Source organism: Lautropia dentalis (assembly GCF_003892345.1).
Classification (GTDB): domain Bacteria; phylum Pseudomonadota; class Gammaproteobacteria; order Burkholderiales; family Burkholderiaceae_E; genus Lautropia; species Lautropia dentalis.
In genome coordinates this window covers 1,688,335-1,707,006 of record NZ_RRUE01000001.1, presented here as the reverse complement: position 1 = coordinate 1,707,006, position 18,672 = coordinate 1,688,335, and the positions used below count along the sequence as shown (strand labels likewise).

Below are 18,672 nucleotides of genomic sequence, written 5' to 3'. Positions count from 1 at the left end.
CGATGACAGCGATTTTCCACGTCGTTGAGAAAAATCACGATTGTTCATCATGTGCGCCACCGGCAGCGATGCACAGGCGTACCATAGGACGGGTTGTGAACCCATTCGGCACAGGATGCTGCCCATGTTCGACTTTGCCGATCACCCCCATCGCCGCTACAACCCGCTGCAGGACAGCTGGGTCCTCGTCTCCCCCCACCGGGCCAAACGCCCCTGGCAGGGCCAGCAGGAAGCCCCCGACAACGCCCCCCGCCCCGCACACGACCCGCACTGCTACCTGTGTGCCGGCAACACCCGTGTGGGCGGCGAGACCAACCCGCCCTACACCGGCACCTACGTCTTCACCAACGACTTCCCGGCCCTGCTGCCCGACACGCCGCCCCACCATGGGGACGATCCCCTCCTTGCCAGCGACAGCGTGCGCGGCACCGGCCGGGTCATCTGCTTCTCGCCCGACCACGGCAAGACGCTGCCCGAGCTGCCCGAGGCAGCCATCCGCGGCGTCATCGACACCTGGATCGCCCAGTACGACGAACTGGGCGCCCGCTGGCGCTGGGTGCAGATCTTCGAGAACAAGGGCGCGGCCATGGGTTGTTCCAACCCGCACCCACACGGCCAGATCTGGGCCAGTGACTTTCTGCCAAACTATCCGGCGCAGGCCGATGTCTGCCAGCGCCGCTATCTGGAACGCCATGGCCGCAACCTGCTGCTCGACTACGCCGAACGCGAACGGCAGCAGCGCGAGCGGATCGTGGTCGATGGCGAACACTGGCTGGCGGTGGTGCCCTGGTGGGCCGTCTGGCCCTTCGAGACCCTGCTGATGCCGCGCGCCCACCTGCCCCGCCTCACGCAGGCCAGCGCCGCCCAGCGGGCGGATCTCGCCCGGGTGCTGAAGGAACTCACCACCCGCTACGACAACCTGTTCCAGACGAGCTTCCCGTACTCGATGGGCTGGCACGGCGCCCCCTTCGACGACGCCCCCACCGACCACTGGCAGTGTCACGCGCATTTCTACCCACCGCTGCTGCGCTCGGCCTCGGTGAAGAAGTTCATGGTCGGCTACGAAATGCTGGCCGAGGCCCAGCGCGACCTCACACCCGAACAGGCCGCCGAACGTCTGCGCGCCGTGTCCACGGTTCATTACCGCCAGAACGCACCGACGGCCTGATTCTGGTGCATGTCATGGACTCATTCGCCCCCGCACAGCCCCTGAATCCGTGTACTGCCAGGACGCCATGCACCGGCGATGCCGGGCCACACGATCCTGTCGGCCAGCCGGCGGTCCGGACGACACGGCACGTGACAACGCCCATACCCCAGTGCGGAAAGCGCTTTCGACCGGCCGTTTCACCCGCATCATCTCTCTGTCCAGACGTTCTCCCATCATGAAATCCATCCAGGACACCGCTGCCGCTCTGCAGCAGCATTTCGGCGTTCGCGCCCGGCACGTCGTCCGCGCCCCCGGCCGCGTCAACCTGATCGGTGAGCACACCGACTACAACGACGGCTTCGTGCTGCCCTGCGCCATCGACTTCGCCACCGAAGTAGCCATCGCCCCCCGGTCCGACGGCATCATCCGTGTGGTGGCCCTTGATTACCAGAACGCCATCGACGAATTCCCGGCCGGCCAGCGTCCGGCACAGGGCAGCCAGCACTGGGCCAATTACATCCGTGGCGTGGTCGACGTGTTCATCCAGCGCTTCGGCGTCCTGCCTCACGGCTTCGACATGGCGGTCAGCGGCAACGTGCCGCAGGGCGCCGGCCTGAGTTCATCGGCAGCGCTCGAGGTGGGCGTGGGCAAGGCCCTGCAGACGCTCTGCGGATTCGATGCCAGTGGCAGGGACATCGCCCTGCTGGGCCAGCAGGCCGAAAACGAATTCGTCGGTTGCCGCTGCGGCATCATGGACCAGTTCATCTCCGCGCTGGGTGAGGAAGGGCACGCGCTGCTGATCGACTGCCGCAGCCTCGACACCCGCGCCGTGCCCATGCCGGACGGCCTGAAGGTGATGATCATCGACTCGAAGGTGCAGCGGGGCCTCGTGGGCAGCGAATACAACACGCGCCGCCGGCAGTGCGAGACGGCGGCCGCCCATTTCGGCGTCCGTGCGCTGCGGGACGTGAGCCTGGCGCAGCTGGACGCCGCCCGCGATGCGCTGGATCCGGTGGTGTATCGCCGCGCCCGTCACGTCATCACCGAAAATGCCCGTACCCAGGCCGCCGCAGCGGCACTGGCTGCCCATGACGTGACACGCCTGAGCCAGCTGATGGCCGACAGCCACGCCTCGATGCGGGACGACTTCGAGATCACCGTGCCCCCCATCGACGCACTGGTCGACATCGTTGCCAGCGTGATCGGCACCGCAGGCGGCGCGCGCATGACCGGCGGCGGCTTCGGCGGCTGCGTGGTGGCGCTGGTCCCCGAGTCCAGGGTCGATGCCGTCACCGAAGCCGTCACCACCCGGTACCCGGCCCGCAGCGGCGGCCTTCAGGCCCGGATTTACCTCTGCAGCGCCCACCAGGGCGCGCATGTGGTAGCCTGAAGCATGGACACCGTTACCCTCACCAATCGCCACGGCATACACGTCACCCTCAACCCGCTGGGCGCCTGCTGGACCTCCTGCGTCCTGCCGCTGTCTGGCGGTCCCCGCGAAATCCTGCTGGGCAGCAGCGATCTGGCCACCATGCTGGCCGGCAGCAGCTACCTGGGCGCCAGCGTCGGCCGTTATGCCGGGCGCATCGCCAATGCCCGCTTCGCCGGGCATGCGCTGGCCACCAACCAGTTTCCCCACATCCTGCACGGAGGGCCTGAAGGGTTCTCACGGCAGCGCTGGCAGCCCGGCCCCAGTCCGGCGCTGGCCGAGGTATTGCCGGCCACCGGCCAGACCCTGCGTCTGCACCTGCACAGCGCCGACGACGACCAGGGCTTTCCGGGCAATCTGGACGTGGAGGTCATCTACCAGCTGGCCGACGACGACAGCCTGACCATCACGTATCTGGCGCGCACCGACGCGCCCACCCCCTGCAACATCACCAGTCACGCCTATTTCAACCTCAATGGTGGCGACGGTGACGACGGCCTGAACCAGTGGCTGCAGATCCACGCCAGCCGCTATCAGCCCGTGGGCGCCGATGGCATTCCGGATGCGCCACCGTGCGCGGTGAACGGGACCGGATTCGATTTTCGCACCGGCAAACGGATCGGCACCGACATCCTGCGGGATGCCGACCAGCAGAAGGTGCATGGCTACGACCACAGCTTTCTGCTGGACGACGACAGCGATACCGCCGTGCGCACCGATCAGGGCGTGACGCTGAACCGGGCCGCCGAACTGCATGCCGCCGACGACCGGGCACGTCTGGCCATCTGGACCAACCAGCCGGCACTGCATCTGTACACGGGCCAGCATCTGGCGGGCACACCCAAACGGGATGGCAGCGCGTATGCCAGCCACGCCGGCATTGCGCTGGAAAGCCAGTACCCGCCCGACAGCCCGTCCCATGGACAGGCCGTCCTGCAGCCCGGCGAGCTGTACCGGCACGTGATCCGCTGCGAGTTCGACTACGCCTGAAGCCCGGCACCCGGCGCGTGCAACAGGCTGCAGCAGGCGTCAGGGTGCCGGATACTCCACCGACTCGACCAGCAGCTCCATCCGCCCCTGCGGGGTCATCAGCGTCACCTCGTCGCCCTCGCGCGCCTTGATCAGCGCGCGGGCCACCGGCGATATCCACGAGATCTTCCCGCCCAGCGGATCGATCTCGTCCACCCCCACGATCTGCACGCGCCGCTCAGTACCGTCCGGTTCGCTGTAGGTCACGGTGGCACCAAAGAATATCTGGTCATTGCCGTGGTGAGCCGACGGGTCGACCACCTCGGCCCGGTCGATGCGCCGGGTCAGAAAGCGGATACGCCGGTCGATTTCGCGCAGGCGCTTCTTGCCGTACAGATAATCGCCATTTTCGGAGCGGTCGCCATTGGAGGCCGCCCATGACACCACCTGCACCACCTCGGGGCGTTCCACGTCCAGCAGATGGGCCAGCTCGTCACGCAGCGCCTGATAGCCGGTGCGGGTGATGTAGTTCTTGCCCCCGGGCACCTTCAGCTGCGCCGGTTCGAGATCATCATCCTCGTCATCGGCGTCGTCGTTTTCGCGCACAAAAGCCTTGTTCATCCGCTCTCCTTCGGCCAGTGACCGGAGGCTGCCAGCGCCCGCCCAGCCCGGTCACTCAGCCCGCAATGGCCATTTCTTCGATCAGGATCGAGCCGCTGGTCTTGGTACCACGGGTCAGCTCGTCGTTGCCCACCGCCACGATGCTGCGATACATGTCGGCCAGATTGCCTGCGATGGTGATTTCTTCCACCGGATATTGAATCACGCCATTTTCCACCCAGAAACCACTGGCCCCCCGGGAATAATCGCCGGTCACGTAATTGACGCCCTGCCCCATCACCTCGGTCACCAGCAGGCCGGTGCCCAGCTTTTTGAGCATGCGGGCAAAATCGTCCCCCCGCTTCGTCAGCCGGCTGGACAGGCGCAGGTTGTGCGAACCACCCGCATTGCCGGTGGTTTTCATGCCCAGCTTGCGGGCACTGTAGGTGGACAGGAAATACCCCTGCAGCACACCACCCGACACCACATCGCGTGCGTGGGTGGTCACGCCCTCGTCATCGAACGGCCCCGAGCCCATGGCCCCCGGAATGAACGGATCTTCCTCGATGTCGATATGATCGGGAAAGATCTGCCGGCCCAGCGAATCCACCAGGAATGTCGCCCGCCGGTACAGGGCCGAGCCGCTCACCGCCTGAACCAGACTGCCCAGCAGCCCCAGCGCCAGGGGCGCCTCGAACAGCACCGGTGCCTTGCGGGAACTCAGCTTGCGCGCACCCAGCCGTGAAAGCGCACGTTCCGCTGCATATCGGCCCAGCGCCACGGGGTCGGCCAGATCGGCCGCAGCGCGCGCCGACGAATACCAGCCATCGCGCTGCATGTCCCGGCCCCGGCGGGCAATGGGCCCCACCGACAGGGTATGCCGGCTGTGCGGGAATCCCCCCGAAAACCCGCGGGAGTTGGCCGACAGAAAATGTCCGTGCCCCACCGACACGGAGGCACCGTCACTGTTGGCAATACCGGAACTGACGGCAAAGCTGGCCGCCTCGATCTCGCGGGCCAGCTCGATGGCCTCATCCACCGAAACATGCCAGGGCGAGAACAGCTTCAGCCCCGACACATCATGCTCACCCAGCGCCAGGAATTTCTTCTCGGGCAGCCCTGCGTATGGATCCTCGCCGGTGATGGCGGCAATGTCGTAGGCGGCCTGCACCGTGCGGGCCAGCGCCTGCGGACTGAAATCGCTGGTGCTGGCATGCCCGCGCCGCTTGCCCACATGGACGGAAATGCCCAGCCCCCTGTCGCGGGTCTGCTCGATGGTCTCGACCTTGCCCTTGCGCACCGTCACGGCCAGCCCCGACGACTCCGACACCTCGGCCACGGCCGCCGAGGCCCCCAGCCGCCGCGCCTGGCGCAGGGCATCGCGCACCAGTTCTTCGAAATCGGCCCGGGTATAGTCGAAGAGCGGCCGGTCATCCGCCGGTTTTCCTTTCAGGTACCGGACCGGCAGGTGCCCGGTCCGGGCTTTCGGCGTGGCTGCCGTGCGGGCAGCAGAGGTGCGGGCGGCAGCAGAAGAGGATTTGGCAGCAGCTTTGCTCATCGTGACGGGGCAGGAATCAGAAAATCGGCGTGGCAGGAGCCGGAAAATCCCATGGCGGGGACCGAAACCCACACAACGGGTATCGGAACCCATGCGGAAGGGATCAGAACCCAGGCGGCGGGGATCGAAACCCATGCGGAGGGAATCGGAACCCACGCAGCAGGAAACGGGAATCCAGCAAGTATCATATAGCAGCCGTGCAACCTGCCACCACCCGCAGCGTCTGCCGGCAACACCCCGCACCCGGAGCGTGTCGTGGACACATTCGCCCCCGCGCTGCCCCCCGAATAATCCATGGGCTGACCCGGTACACTGTACAGGCAAGGCAGGCCGCCCTGTCTGGCAGGGAAACGCCAGCCTACCCCCTCCTTCCCAGAGCATGCCCCATCCAGCCCCCCATTTTCAGGACGACGCCTCCGACCTCCACGCGGCCCCCACCATGGACGATGCCACATCGGGAAGCGATGCAGCACTTGGCATGGGCGATGCCATGCCAGGAAACGATGCGACCGCTGGCCGCGCCGATGACGCGCCCCCCAGCAAGACGCGCCGCAAGCAGCAGATGCACGCCCTGCAGGCCCTCGGCGAACGACTGGTCAAGCTGCCCGCCAGCCAGCTCGAACGCGTACCGATGCCCGAGGAGCTGGCCCAGGCCGTCCACGAGGCCCGCCGCATCAAAAGCCACGAAGGCCTGCGCCGGCAGATGCAGTACATCGGCAAGATCATGCGCAACATCGATGCCAGCGCCATCGAGCAGGCCCTGGCCATCGACGAGGAGCGCCACCAGAGCGCCATCCACCTGATGCACCGTGCCGAACGCTGGCGCGACGGTCTCATCGACGGCAGCCTGTCACTGACCGATTTCATCGATGAGCACCCCGAGGCAGCCCACCTCGGCCTGCCCGCCCTGGTGGCCCAGGCACGCCGCGAAAAATCCACCGGCAAGCCGCCGAAACAGCAGCGCCAGCTCTACCGCCTGCTGTACGACACCCTGGTGCAGGCCATGATCGACGCCACGGGCGGCTGAAGCGCCCGCGAACCTGCCCGCGCCATTGCCTGAGACCCGCCATTTGGTGCCTGTTGCCATCTGCCGTCTGCCGTCTGCTGTCTGCCGTCTGCCGTCTACCAGCTCATGGTCCACGCCATCATGCGGCGCAGGTACACCGGCCACCGGATTCCGGGCTTGTGCCGGTACATCACCCTGCCACCCGCCGGCCCGTAACCGCCACCCACCGGACATCGGCGCTATCATCCGTTGCATATCGTCACACACCGAGGAACCGCGCCATGTCCACCGATATACACGACACCGCACCGCTCCGGATCGGCCTCGTCTCCATTTCCGACCGGGCCAGCAGCGGAACGTACGAAGACAGGGGCATTCCGGCCCTGGCCGAGTGGCTCGACTCGGCTCTGGCCTCGCCATGGCTCGGCTGCAGCCGGCTGGTTCCCGACGAACTGGAAGACATCAGCAGAACCCTGCGTGAGCTGGCCGATGCCGAAGGCTGCAACCTGATCCTCACCACCGGCGGCACGGGGCCAACGCCGCGCGATGTTACGCCGGAGGCCACGCTCGCCGTGGCCGACCGCGAGATGCCCGGCTTTGGTGAACAGATGCGCGCCATCAGCCTGCATTTCGTGCCCACGGCCATCCTGTCGCGGCAGACGGCCGTCATCCGCGGCAACACGCTGATCATCAACCTCCCCGGCCAGCCCAAATCGATCCGCGAGATTCTGGAGGGCGTGCGCGACGCCGACACCGGCGAGATCACCGTGCCCGGTATCTTTGCCGCCGTCCCCTACTGCCTGGACCTGATCGGCGCCCCCTACATCGAAACCCGGCCCGAAGTCTGCCGGGCCTTCCGCCCCAAATCGGCCACGACCGCACCGGTGGTCACGCCGGGTGAGCCCGTCTCCGCCACACCCCCTGCCGTTGGTCAGGAAGGCAGCGGCGAAGGCAACGGTGATACCCCCGACACCGCCTTCTCCCATCTGGAGATGCCGGGACTGGGCTGAGCCCCGCTCCTTCTGCGGGTCATTTCCATCAATGAACCTGCTGCGGCCAGGGCATTCACCAAAAAACAGGGGGGCGCAAGGCAGTAATCATGCCGGGCTCACTGGCCAAAGTCCCGGCTGTCCGGAACACGAACAGGCCGATCCCAGACATGGCCATGGAGCAGGAAAGCCCCTTGCTACGCCCGCCGGCAGCCCGACACCCCCGGTATCTGCCGGATCAGGCCCTGCAGGCGCGCCAGTGCCTCCCCGGACGACACCTCCAGCACCAGCGAGAAGCGCGCCAGCTCCCGGACCGACTGGCTCTGCACCGACACCAGCGAGCAATGCTCGCGGGCCAGCATGTCCAGAATGTCGCGCAGCAGACCGTTGCGGTCCTCGGCCGTCACCAGCACCCCCGCCTGGAAGCGGCGGGGCTTGAGCTGGCCCCCCTTCGTCTTCAGCGGCTTGTCCCAGTCATCGCCCCACGACACGGCCAGCTCGCGCTCCGGTGCCTTCGCCCGCAGGGCCGCCAGCGCCGGGCAGTTGCGACGGTGCACCGACACCCCCCGGCCCCGCGTGACGAAACCGGTGATCTCGTCCGGCGGCACCGGATGGCAGCAGCCCGCCAGGTGGGTCATCAGAAAATCCACCCCCATCACCAGCACCGTGTTGGATCCCTGACTGCCCTCCGCGCGGCGTGCCTCGGCCGGCGGCGGTGCAGGCGGCGGAGAGGCAACCGGCACGAGCGGCTCGTTGCGAATGGCCGCCTCCAGCGTTCGCGTCCCCACCTCCTCGCGGGCCACCCCGGCAAACAGCGCCTGCGTGGACGGATACTTCAGCCTCGCCGCCAGCTCATCCAGCGACAGCGTGCCGTAGCCCTCCCGGGCCAGCGCCTTTTCCACCCGTTCCCGGCCGGCTGCCTGCTCCTCGCCGCGCGTCTGTGCGTTGAACCACTGCCGCACCTTGGCCCGTGCCCGGGAGCTGCGCACGAAGCCCAGTTCCGGATTCAGCCAGTCCCGCGAGGGGCCCGGCTCGTCCATACCCACCCGGGCCTGGACGATCTCCACCACCTGGCCATTGACCAGCGGCCTGTTGAGCGGCAGCATCCGCCCGTCCACACGCGCCCCCCGGCAGCGATGCCCCAGCGAGGTGTGCACGTGATAGGCAAAATCGACCGCCGTGGATCCCGTGGGCAGCTCGATCACCCGCCCCTGCGGCGTCATCACGAAGATCACCGAATCGTCGGCCGTGCTGGCCTCGTCACCTGCCGAGATCTGCGTGCCCAGGTCCTGCTGCCAGGCCAGCAGCTGCCGCAGCCACGAAATCCGCGCCTGTCCGTCCAGCGACGGCACCACCACGCTGCCCCCGCCCGGCGCGCTCCTTTCCTTGTAGCGCCAGTGCGCGGCCAGCCCGTACTCGGCCGCCTCGTGCATCGCCCGGGTGCGAATCTGCACCTCCATCGGCCGGCCGTCATCGGCCTTCACCACCGTGTGCAGCGACTGGTAACCATTGGGCTTGGGATCGGCAATGTAGTCATCCAGCTCCTCCATCTCCGGCTCCCAGCGCTGGTGCACCACATCCAGCGCCGCATAGCAGTCGGCCAGCGACTCCACCATCACCCGCAGCGCCCGCAGGTCCTTCAGGTTCTCCATAGTGAGATTCTTGGCCCTGAGCTTGTTGTGGATGCTGTACAGATGCTTCGAACGCCCCTTCACCTGGGCATTGATGCCATGGCCGGCCAGCAGCGCCTTCAGCTCCACCGACGCACTGGCCACGAAGGCATCCCGCTCCGGCCGGCGACTCTCCAGCTGGCTGGCCAGCGTCCGGTAGCGCTCGGGCTGCAGCACGCGGAAAGCCAGATCCTCCATTTCCCACTTGATGCGGTAGAGCCCCAGCCGGTTTGCCAGCGGCGCCAGCACCTGCATGGCCTCCTGTGCCAGCCCCAGCACATTGGCCGGCACCGCGGCGCCATCATCCACCGGATTCGGCCCTCTGGCCTCATGCCCCGGCATACGCCCATGCGCCAGTGGCACCATCATGTCATCCGGCAGCGACGAGCCCGCCACATGCCGCAGCGACTGCAGCGCCGAGGCCAGCCGCACCATCACCACCCGCACATCGCGTGCCATTGCCAGCGTCATGCGCCGCAGTACCTCGGTCTGCTGCTGGCCGTGCCCGTCCCCGGCGATCACTGCACCGAACGACAGCGCCATCAGCCGCTGGCTGTTGGCCAGCAGCGTCCCCATGTAGGCCCCCATCTCCTCACCCAGGCGCTGGTCCAGCTCGTCCTGCGACGGCCATGGATCACTGCACACCAGCAGCCCCAGCATCCGGGTGATCGGATCGGCCCCCTGCAGCTGCAGCACGGCCGCCACGCCCTCGCCGTGCGCAATCCGTGCCTCGCCCAGCGGCCCATATCCCGTCACGGTCCAGTCGCCCGCTCCATGGCCATCCAGCCAGGTCTGGGCCCATTCCAGCCATGTTCCGGCGTTCGGCGCCGCCCCGTTGTCCGCTTCCATCACCCTGGCCTCCATGCCGGTACCGGTCACGCCGCCCTGTCGGTGCTCACGACTGCCGGCCCCGTGGCATGGCAGCACCCGAGCGTGTCATGGACTCACCCGTCCAGCCCATGATGGTACGCCACGAAACATTGTTTCAGACCTCACGACCACAGGGGCTTTCCCTGCCTGCCGCCCCTGCCCGACGACGCTGTGACGCCCGCTTCGCCACGATGCGTGACGATACCTTGTAACCAGTCAAAAGGCGCTTCTCTCGCCTGACCTCATCCATTCCGCGGCTACCCCGCCCACCGGAGAAGACATGGGTGGTCCGTGACAGACGGGCCAGGATGACGGCACCCGGGCCCCCTCCTGCTCCCCGTGACGGCAGGCAACCGGGGCATGTCATGGGCGCATTCATCCCCGCGCTGGCCCCGCCAGGACACGTACATTTGTCACACACACTGACAGACAGGGGCTGGAATACCTGTTGCGCTAACAAGACAGTGCAACAAATATCAAACCGCCAATACTGGCCTTGAACGAAGCGTGCAGTATGTCCTTAGAGGGAAGTTCCGCTTCTGATGGAATACCCGACGTCCAAGGCGACCTTTCAATCCGTCCATGAGCAACAAGCACCTGATGATCGTCGAACTGGCACCCGAACACGCTATCGGGCTGCAGAACACTCCGCTGGCCAGGGATGCCCTCTACATCCAGGGGCTCAAGAAGGCCATCGTCAAGCTGCACAGCACCGATGTCGACGTCATCGTGCTCGACTTCGGCACCCACGGCAGCCCCAGCCAGGCCAACTCGCCGCTGGACGCCTGCCGCCAGCTGACGGCCGCCAGCCCCAACGCCAAGATCATCGCCATCGGCGCCACCGACGATTACCTGGCCGGCCAGCTGCTGCTGCCCAACGTCTACGACGTGCTGGCCTATCCGTCCGACACGCAGGTGCTGCCGTATGCCGTGCAGCGCGCCCGGCGCCTGCAGCAGATCCGCCTGCACAACATCAGCCTGACCAAGGTTCGCCCGCTCAACGAGCTGATCCCCGGCATGATGAGCAGCGATGCCGCCGTACGCCGCATCGTCAAGCGGGCCCGCCGCCTGCTGGGCCACAACCTGCGCATCCTCATCCAGGGCGAGCCCGGCACCGGCCGCAAAACACTGGCCCACTACTTCGCCCAGCACAACGGCCAGCGCCCCGGCGTGGATCCCAGCCAGCTGCCGCCGGTGGCCATGCCCCCGATCATCAGCTGCAACCGCTACACCCGCGGCATCGACATCGAGGTGATCTTCCGCAAGGCCGCCACCGAGTATCAGGGATCGGGCCAGCCCATCGTCATCCTGGAGAACGTCGAACAGCTCGACCCCACCACCCAGACCGAGCTGCTCTACCTCATCCACAATAGCGAAACCCGCTGGAAGGATGTCAACACCCTGCCGCAGGTCATCAGCATCGCCAGCCCGGCGCTGGGCAACCGCATCGTCGAGGGCCAGTTCCGCCGCGACCTGTACGACCGCCTCGGCCAGGTACACCTGTGCCTGCCGCCGCTGCGTCAGCGGGGTGACGACGCCCGCGAACTGGCCCAGTGGCTGCTCAACCAGAGCCACCAGGACAACCCGGAACAGCCGCGCATGGTGCTCTCCGACGATGCCGTCGTGGCCATCACCCGCTACAGCTGGCACGGCAACATCACCGAGCTGCGCAACGTCATCCACCAGGCCATGCTGACCACCGACGGTGTCGTCATCCAGGCAGCCGACCTCGGTCTGCCGGCCCACGAGACCCTGCCGCCGGTCACCATCAAGCATGCCCGTGACGAAGCCGAGCGCGATGCCATCATCCGCGCCCTGAAGGACGCCAACGACAACATCGCCAAGGCCGCCATCACGCTGGGCGTCTCGCGCCCCACGCTGTACGACCTGCTTGCCAAGCACCACATGCGCTGAGCGTGCCCTCCCTGCAGGCAGATGCCGCAGGGTGCTCCGGTTTGCCACGGCCCGGCCAGGCACCTGCCTGCCGGGCCGTGGCGTTTTCACGACAGAAGCACTTCCCCGAGCGGCAAACCACACAACACACGCGACACGGCACGACACCGCACCACACGGCCCCCAGCCGCACGCACCGCCCTGCCCAAAGCCCGCCACCATTTCCACCCAGACTGGCAAAAGTACCGTCAAACGGTACCACCTGCGGTAAAATGGCATGCGTGGCATACCGCCCGCCCCGCCGGAAAAGGCGGCACCGCGCTGCGCACGCATCATCGTGCAGACGGTACATCCTCTTCCTTCGGACTGTGTTCCACTCCAGAGGTACACCCCTTGGCTGCCTCCATCAAACGGGTTCCGTTCCGGACCCGAACCCTGCTGGGTTCCTCCCTCCTGCTGCTGTCGGCCTCGGTCGCCGCACAGAGCGGCGGTCCCATTGGCGGCCCTGTCGGAGCGCCCACCGGTGCCAATGGCTCCAATGGCGGCAGCTACTACCAGGGCAGCCGCGGCGCCCTGTCGGCGCCCAGCACCAACTGGTCCTCCGGCCGTGCCGGACGCGGCTCCTACGGCATGGACCGGCGCAACCAGTCCATCAACAGTTACCGCACACCCCAGGTCACGAACTTCCAGTCCCAGCAGGGCCGGCGCCAGAAACAGATCCCCGGCCAGCCCCAGCCCAGCGGCGCCCTCCAGAAGAAGGTGCGCCCGGGCCAGGACGACCAGTTCAACGGTTTCGACAATTTCGGCGGCAAGGCCACCCGTACCGCCGGCAGCCGTGCCAGACGCGGCACCGAAGAGACCATCAACCTCGAAGGTCTCACCCGCAAGGTGGCGCGCAAGGAAGTCAATGCCGTCGAGCACTACCGCGACATCGTCCAGCAGGGCATGCTGGCCGAGGCTGGCTTCACCGGCAGGCCCGACTACGGCCGCGCCCAGGCACTGTACTGTGAAGCAGCGCGTGGGGGCTACCCCGACGCCATGGTGCGCCTGGGCTGGATTTACGAAGAAGGCCGTGGCGTGCCCGCCAATCCGGACATGGCAGCCACACTGTTTCAGCGCGCCGCCCGCTTCGGCAGCGACATCGCGCAGGATCTGACCAAACGCTACAAGATGACCAAAGAGGTGCTGCCCGACTGCGTGAAGGGCAGCGTCGTCGAGAAGGGTTCGGTCGAGCGCTCGGCCACCGTCACCGAACTGGCCGCACTCGGCAACCACACCGCGCGCAGCCGCAACCCGGTGGCCGGCGCCGCACGCGCCAAGATCGTCAAGCACGTCATTGCCGAGGCCCGCAAGTACAGGCTGGACCCGCGGCTGGTGCTGGCGGTCATGTCCACCGAGTCGGCCTTCAACCCGAATGCCCGCTCCGACCGCAATGCCTTCGGGCTGATGCAGATCATCCCCGAAACGGCCGAGCGCTTCGGCGTGACCGACATCATGGACCCGGCGCAGAACATCCGGGGAGGCATGGCCTACCTGCGCTGGCTGCTCAACTACTACCGGGGTGACGTGAGTCTGGTACTGGCCGCCTACAACGCCGGAGAAGGTGCCGTCGACCGCTACAACGGTGTTCCGCCCTATGCCGAGACCCTGGCCTACGTGCAGCGCATCCGCGCCGCCTACCCGTTCGACCGGCACCCCTACGACCCGAACGCCACGGCCAGCTCGCTGTTCAGGGAACGCAAGACCCGGGATGCCTCAGCAAAGAACCCCGGCTCGACCATGTCCGGTCTGGTACCAGCCGGCCGCGACAGCTGACATCATTGGTTACGCCTTTCCGGTAGACGCTTTCCGGGCGGCGCCCTCCCGGGGTACTCCTTTCCGGCCAACACCATTCGCGTCCCCCTCGCCCGGCATGCCGTCCGCCGCGGTGCACAGGGCGGGATGCGCGGCATCGCCGGTCGCGCCGGCGGCACCAGTTCCGGTCACGCCCTGTGCCTTGTGGCCCGTGAAATCCTGAACCGCCTGCTTCAGCGGATCTGGCGCCGTGCTGGACGACGCCTGGGGCGGCTTGAAGAACACGTCATCCGTCAGGCGTTGCGGGGCCGGGGTCGCGTTCCCCTCGCCCTGGCCGGCTGCAGCGGCGTCCGCCGTACCGGCTGTACTGGTTGCACCGCCCGTGGCGTCACCTTCCACATGGCCTACAGCCACCGGAGCACTCCCATTTCCCCAGCGAACCGGCTCCGTTTCCACGGGCCGTGTGAAGGCCAGGCCATCCGACCGCGGTGCCGCGCCCGTCGTCACGGCCGTGGGACGACGTTCGGGCAACGGACGCAGCGTACCTGCGCCCAGCGACACGCCCTGTGAACCGGCAATGGCCGAGGGCACGGCCGCCTGGACCAGCGGCGAACGCCAGGCCGGCGACATCATCCGCACCGTGGCCACGGTCTGCACCGGAATGAAGCCGGCCAGGTAGTACCTGCAGCGGTCATCCTGCCGGGCCACGTTGCCGGCCAGCCCGACCACCGAATCGCAGCCATGCCAGTGTTTCAGTGACTTGAGCACGAGGGCCGAAATACCGGGCACCTTCAGCTTCACCCCGTAGGTCATCTCCAGGCGCAGCATGTTGGCATCGGCCAGCGTCTGGCCGGAGCGGGTACCGATGGGCTCCCGCCCCCGGTAGCCCGCCACACCCGATGCCGGCTGTGCCTTCTCGCGCCGGTTGTCGAGGTTGTCGTTGGGAATCTCGACCTCCTGGCGGTCGATCACGCCCCGGGCCTCATCAAGCCGAGGCTGCGCCCAGTCCTCGAAACTCTCGGTGGAGGGCGAGAGCTGCTTCAGGTCGAACAGGGTGTCGGTCACGGCCACGCCGACGGCGGTCTGCGCCACGGTATTTCCCGAGGCCATCGTTGCCTGCAACCGTGCATATTCGGCCAGCTCGAGGGCCAGCTTGTCCGTCATGCTGGTGGCCCCGTACTTCCAGGGCACGAGCCCGCGCGCCAGCCCCTTCAGCATGGCCTCGGGCCGGGCATGATCGACCGCGCCCGCACGTGCCGCCTCCTGCAGCGCGTACTCTGCCGACTGGCGCGCATGGTAGACCATGATGAACTGTATCAGCCCCATCCCCACCGCCAGCAGTACCGGCACGGCCACCACCAGCTCGACCATCGACATGCCGGCCATGGTGCGGCGAGCTGCCGGCAGGCGGCGTACCGGGCTTGTCCCCCGCCAGGGCGGCATTCCGTACCGGGGCAATTCTTCTGACGAAGACGGTGTGCCCTGCACGGGCGGATTACGCTGCGAAGGTGGGATGCTCTGCGCCAGCGGATCTTTCTGCAAAGACGGCATGTTCTGCACCGGAAGATTTTTCTGCAAGGGCAGCATATGCTGCGCCGGCATGCTTTTTGATGGCAGGTATTTCCGTGAAATAAATTTCATGACCATCTACTCAAAAAGAGTTTGCACGAAAGCACACCGAACCAAAGCCATTGAAAATTTGCGCCGCCGCCCTGTCCTGCACGGTGCGCGCGTGAACGAACGTGTTCATGACAGGCGCCCTGGGTGTGCATCCGGCGCCTCATCCAGATATTCGATGGGCACCGGCGCCATGGATTTCCCTGCACTACCAGAGTCCTGAAAATGGCCTGCCTCACCGGAATCCCGGGGATGGCCCGTCTCACCGGGCAGGACAGGATGCCCCACCAGCATCTGCGGAGGTTGTCCATCCCGACGGGACGGGCGTGCCGGCACCGCCTGACCCATGGCTGCCCCCCGCATGCCCGAAGCCCCCGTGTGCTGGCCTGCGCCCGATCCAGCCACTGCCCGGGCGGCAGCACCACGTCCACCGGCGGCACGCATAGCCGATGCGTTCCCCGCTCCGATGCCAGCGCCCGCTTCCATGCCAGTACCTGCTCCCGTGCCAGCACCCGCTCCCATGCCAGCACTGGTGGCCATGCCAGCCGCACTACCAGCACCCACACCAGCCCCCAGCATCTGCTGAATGCGGGCCGCCTGCGCCAGCAGTCCCTCCACCAGCGCTGCCTCGGCCTCGGCACTGAGACCGGCCGCAGTGCGCACGGACGGGTCCTGCTGCAGCAGCGCAATATGGTCCAGTGCGGCCTGTGTCTGCTGCATCGACAGCGTAAGCAGGTTGACCATGCCCTTGAGCTGGATGGCCTGACGGTCGCGCTCCGCAGACACCATGGCCGCTTTTGCCGACGCAGCTCGCCCGGACGAAGCCCCCCGTACGGACGATGCACGGACGGAAGGCCCACCGGATACGGCCGTTCCTTCGCCGCGCGTACGGGAGATGGCAGGCACACGGTGATCCGCCGGATTGGGCAGCAGATGCCGGTACGCATCCAGCGCAGCACCGGTTGCGCCGCTGCGCTGATGAATGTTGCCCACACGCAGCCAGGCGGCTTCCCGGTACCGGGGCGCCAGCTCCAGCAGCGACGAAAACGTCTGCAGTGCCTGTACATCCCGGCCCTGGCGGTAATCCTGCTCGGCTTCGGCGTACAGCCGTGCCAGCGTGGCGGGCGACAGGTCCCCCAGCTGAAGCGCCGCCTGCGGTTGCCGCAGGGTGGCAGGCATCGCACCCCCGGCAATCCGGCCCGAGGCCGTTACGCCTCCCGCCATGGAACCTCCCGCCAGGGCACTGCCGGCCGACAGCAGCAGCACGGCCCCGGCCACGGACGCCCGCAGGTACATGGCGCCCGCCCGTCTTGCATGCAGCCCCACTCGCCTTGCGTGAAGCCACGGCATCCGAAATACGTCCATGCCTGCCGTGACACCTTCATTCACCCGTTCTTCCATACCCGCTCCCATGCCCTTGTTTGCCGCCACCGCCGTTCCGACCGAATGACCCTGTTGCTCACGCATCACCATTTTTCCCTCGTCCATCGTCACAGCGCCGGCCTTGCGGCCTCTGGCATCCCACAGAAAATGTCCGCCACCTCATCGAGCTGCAGTTGCATTCCCGGCCGAATGCCCAGACGGGCAATTTCCCCGCACCGCATCTCGAGTACACCATGCGCACGCCAGCAGCTGCGCACACCCAGCACAGGCAGACGGCAGCAGCGCAGCACCTGCATCTGCGCATCCAGAAAGACCAGGTCCAGGGCATGGGCCATACCCATGCCGTGCACCGACCAGGTGTGCGGGAAATACATGCCGGCACCGGCCCGCGGCTGTGGCCGGGCAATCAGTCCCCGGGCACGCTGCCACCAGCGGCGGGCCACGAGGGTATGGATTCGTACGGAAGTGTTCATGATGATTCAAGAAAAAACGTCAGGCTTGCACAGGCCCATCGTCTGAAAAAACCGTCGTGCCAGGCTCTCAAAAGTCCATCGTCACGGAAAAGCTCATCACCCAGGGAAAGTCATCGTCCATGAAAAGCCATCATCCATGGAAAGTCCGCCATCCGGGGAGAGTCCTTCATCCGGGGAGCATCCATCGTCAGGGAGAAGACTGAAATGCCCAGACTCTCAGAAAAGTCCTTCGTTCATGATGCGCACGACGATCGGGAAGAACACGATGATGAAGGTGCACGGGAAAATGCACGTCATCAGCGGGAACAGCATTTTCACTGGTGCCTTCAGGGCCATGGCCTCGGCCTGCATGAAGCGTTCGTTGCGGCGCTGGTCCGCCTGCGCCCGCAGGATAGGCCCCAGACTGGCCCCCTGCTTTTCAGCCGTCAGAATGGCCGCCACCCAGTTCGATACCGCCGGCATGCGCAGCCGCTCGGCCAGGGCCCGCATCGATTCGGCACGGGTACGGCCGGCACGGATGTCGCGCAGCACCCGGCGCAGCTCCTCGCACATCGGGCCGGACGGTCCCTTGTCCACGGCATGCTGCAGCGCCCCCGTCATGTTCGACCCGGCCTCGATGGCCAGCGTGATGATGTCCAGATAGAAGGGCAACGCCTTGCCGATCTGGCGTGTGCGGCGCTCGCCCAGGTCACGCAGCCAGCTGGCCGGCAGAAAGCCCCCCACCGCCATGGCCACCGTGCACCAGAGCAGACTGGGCAGGCCATGCGGCAGCATCAGCACCACCAGAATAAGCAGGGCGATCAGTGCACCCAGCACCTGACCGGCCACGAACTGCTCCACCGTCAGCGAAAACTCCAGACCAGCCTTGCGCAGCTGCTCCTGCAGGCGGCGACGGGTGGTGCTGGAAATGAGCGGCGTTACCCAGAATGCCATGGCATGGCCCAGCCAGCCCAGCAGCACCCAGTAGCGCGGTGGATCGTCGTGATATTCATTTTTCTGCTGCTGTGGCACCTCGGCCACCACACGCGAGCCTGCCAGCATGAAGAGCCAGACGCACAGCACCAGCGCGCCAATGGCCAGGAAGGGCAAGGCCCCGGAGAAAAATTGACTCATGATGGATTCCTTCTGAAGACCGATGAGAATGCCCAGATACCAGGTATGCATATGCCAGTGGCGCCCGGGAACATGTCCGCGGACCGACAGGCGTGCCCGGATGTCGATGCAGCCGCCCAGATCCCGATACAGCCATTCAAATTTCGATGCCAGCACCC

General features: G+C 66.7%; 13 protein-coding genes and 1 pseudogene. 7 read left to right on the top strand and 7 right to left on the bottom strand.

Features of this window, described 5'->3' with window-relative positions:
* Positions 1-124 precede the first annotated feature (124 nt).
* The 3 genes from EHV23_RS06610 to EHV23_RS06600 all read left to right on the top strand — a co-directional run bounded on the left by EHV23_RS06610 (position 125) and on the right by EHV23_RS06600 (position 3,569).
* The gene (locus EHV23_RS06610) at positions 125-1,168 is read left to right on the top strand and encodes a UDP-glucose--hexose-1-phosphate uridylyltransferase (protein ID WP_203228892.1); all 1,044 of its coding nucleotides are present in this window, start codon (positions 125-127) and stop codon (positions 1,166-1,168) included.
* Positions 1,169-1,385: 217 nt separating this feature from the next.
* Positions 1,386-2,540 (top strand): galactokinase, encoded by a 1,155-nt coding sequence (gene galK, locus EHV23_RS06605; RefSeq protein WP_125095232.1) that lies wholly within the window; start codon positions 1,386-1,388, stop codon positions 2,538-2,540.
* A 3-nt stretch (positions 2,541-2,543) separates the two neighbouring features.
* Positions 2,544-3,569 carry a galactose-1-epimerase gene (locus EHV23_RS06600; RefSeq protein WP_125095231.1) on the top strand — a complete coding sequence of 342 codons (1,026 nt, stop codon included), beginning with the start codon at positions 2,544-2,546 and terminating at the stop codon, positions 3,567-3,569.
* Between the two features lie 39 nt (positions 3,570-3,608).
* Here the strand turns inward: EHV23_RS06600 and greB are convergent, their stop codons facing one another.
* Entirely contained in the window at positions 3,609-4,169 is a 561-nt protein-coding gene (greB, locus tag EHV23_RS06595) for a transcription elongation factor GreB (RefSeq protein ID WP_125095230.1), read from the bottom strand.
* A 55-nt stretch (positions 4,170-4,224) separates the two neighbouring features.
* A complete protein-coding gene (pmbA, locus tag EHV23_RS06590; protein ID WP_125095229.1) occupies positions 4,225-5,706 on the bottom strand; it encodes a metalloprotease PmbA in 1,482 nt (493 codons plus the stop codon).
* A gap of 490 nt (positions 5,707-6,196) precedes the next feature.
* On the opposite strand from pmbA, the gene yjgA reads away from it, so the two are divergent.
* Positions 6,197-6,733, top strand: a complete 537-nt coding sequence (gene yjgA, locus EHV23_RS15210) for a ribosome biogenesis factor YjgA (protein ID WP_158615868.1) — start codon at positions 6,197-6,199, stop codon at positions 6,731-6,733.
* Between the two features lie 260 nt (positions 6,734-6,993).
* A pseudogene (gene mog, locus EHV23_RS06580) lies at positions 6,994-7,596 on the top strand (molybdopterin adenylyltransferase); the annotation flags it as partial.
* Between the two features lie 302 nt (positions 7,597-7,898).
* Here the strand turns inward: mog and EHV23_RS06575 are convergent.
* On the bottom strand, positions 7,899-10,220 hold the full coding sequence (locus EHV23_RS06575; RefSeq protein ID WP_158615867.1) for a RelA/SpoT family protein: 2,322 nt from the start codon (positions 10,218-10,220) through the stop codon (positions 7,899-7,901).
* Positions 10,221-10,823: 603 nt separating this feature from the next.
* Between EHV23_RS06575 and EHV23_RS06570 the strand changes: the two genes are divergently transcribed.
* Both EHV23_RS06570 and EHV23_RS16005 read left to right on the top strand, forming a co-directional pair.
* Positions 10,824-12,155, top strand: coding sequence for an AAA-type ATPase lid domain-containing protein (locus tag EHV23_RS06570; RefSeq protein ID WP_125095225.1), 1,332 nt, complete (start codon positions 10,824-10,826; stop codon positions 12,153-12,155).
* A gap of 372 nt (positions 12,156-12,527) precedes the next feature.
* Positions 12,528-13,949 carry a transglycosylase SLT domain-containing protein gene (locus tag EHV23_RS16005; RefSeq protein ID WP_158615866.1) on the top strand — a complete coding sequence of 474 codons (1,422 nt, stop codon included), beginning with the start codon at positions 12,528-12,530 and terminating at the stop codon, positions 13,947-13,949.
* 9 nt (positions 13,950-13,958) lie between these two features.
* Here the strand turns inward: EHV23_RS16005 and EHV23_RS06560 are convergent, their stop codons facing one another.
* The 4 genes from EHV23_RS06560 to EHV23_RS06545 form a co-directional block, all read right to left on the bottom strand.
* Positions 13,959-15,314 (bottom strand): TadE/TadG family type IV pilus assembly protein, encoded by a 1,356-nt coding sequence (locus EHV23_RS06560; protein WP_158615865.1) that lies wholly within the window; start codon positions 15,312-15,314, stop codon positions 13,959-13,961.
* A gap of 360 nt (positions 15,315-15,674) precedes the next feature.
* Positions 15,675-17,012 (bottom strand): tetratricopeptide repeat protein, encoded by a 1,338-nt coding sequence (locus EHV23_RS06555; protein WP_125095222.1) that lies wholly within the window; start codon positions 17,010-17,012, stop codon positions 15,675-15,677.
* 23 nt (positions 17,013-17,035) lie between these two features.
* Positions 17,036-17,401, bottom strand: coding sequence for a DUF192 domain-containing protein (locus EHV23_RS06550; RefSeq protein ID WP_125095221.1), 366 nt, complete (start codon positions 17,399-17,401; stop codon positions 17,036-17,038).
* 216 nt (positions 17,402-17,617) lie between these two features.
* Positions 17,618-18,514 (bottom strand): type II secretion system F family protein, encoded by an 897-nt coding sequence (locus tag EHV23_RS06545; RefSeq protein ID WP_158615864.1) that lies wholly within the window; start codon positions 18,512-18,514, stop codon positions 17,618-17,620.
* Positions 18,515-18,672 lie beyond the last annotated feature (158 nt).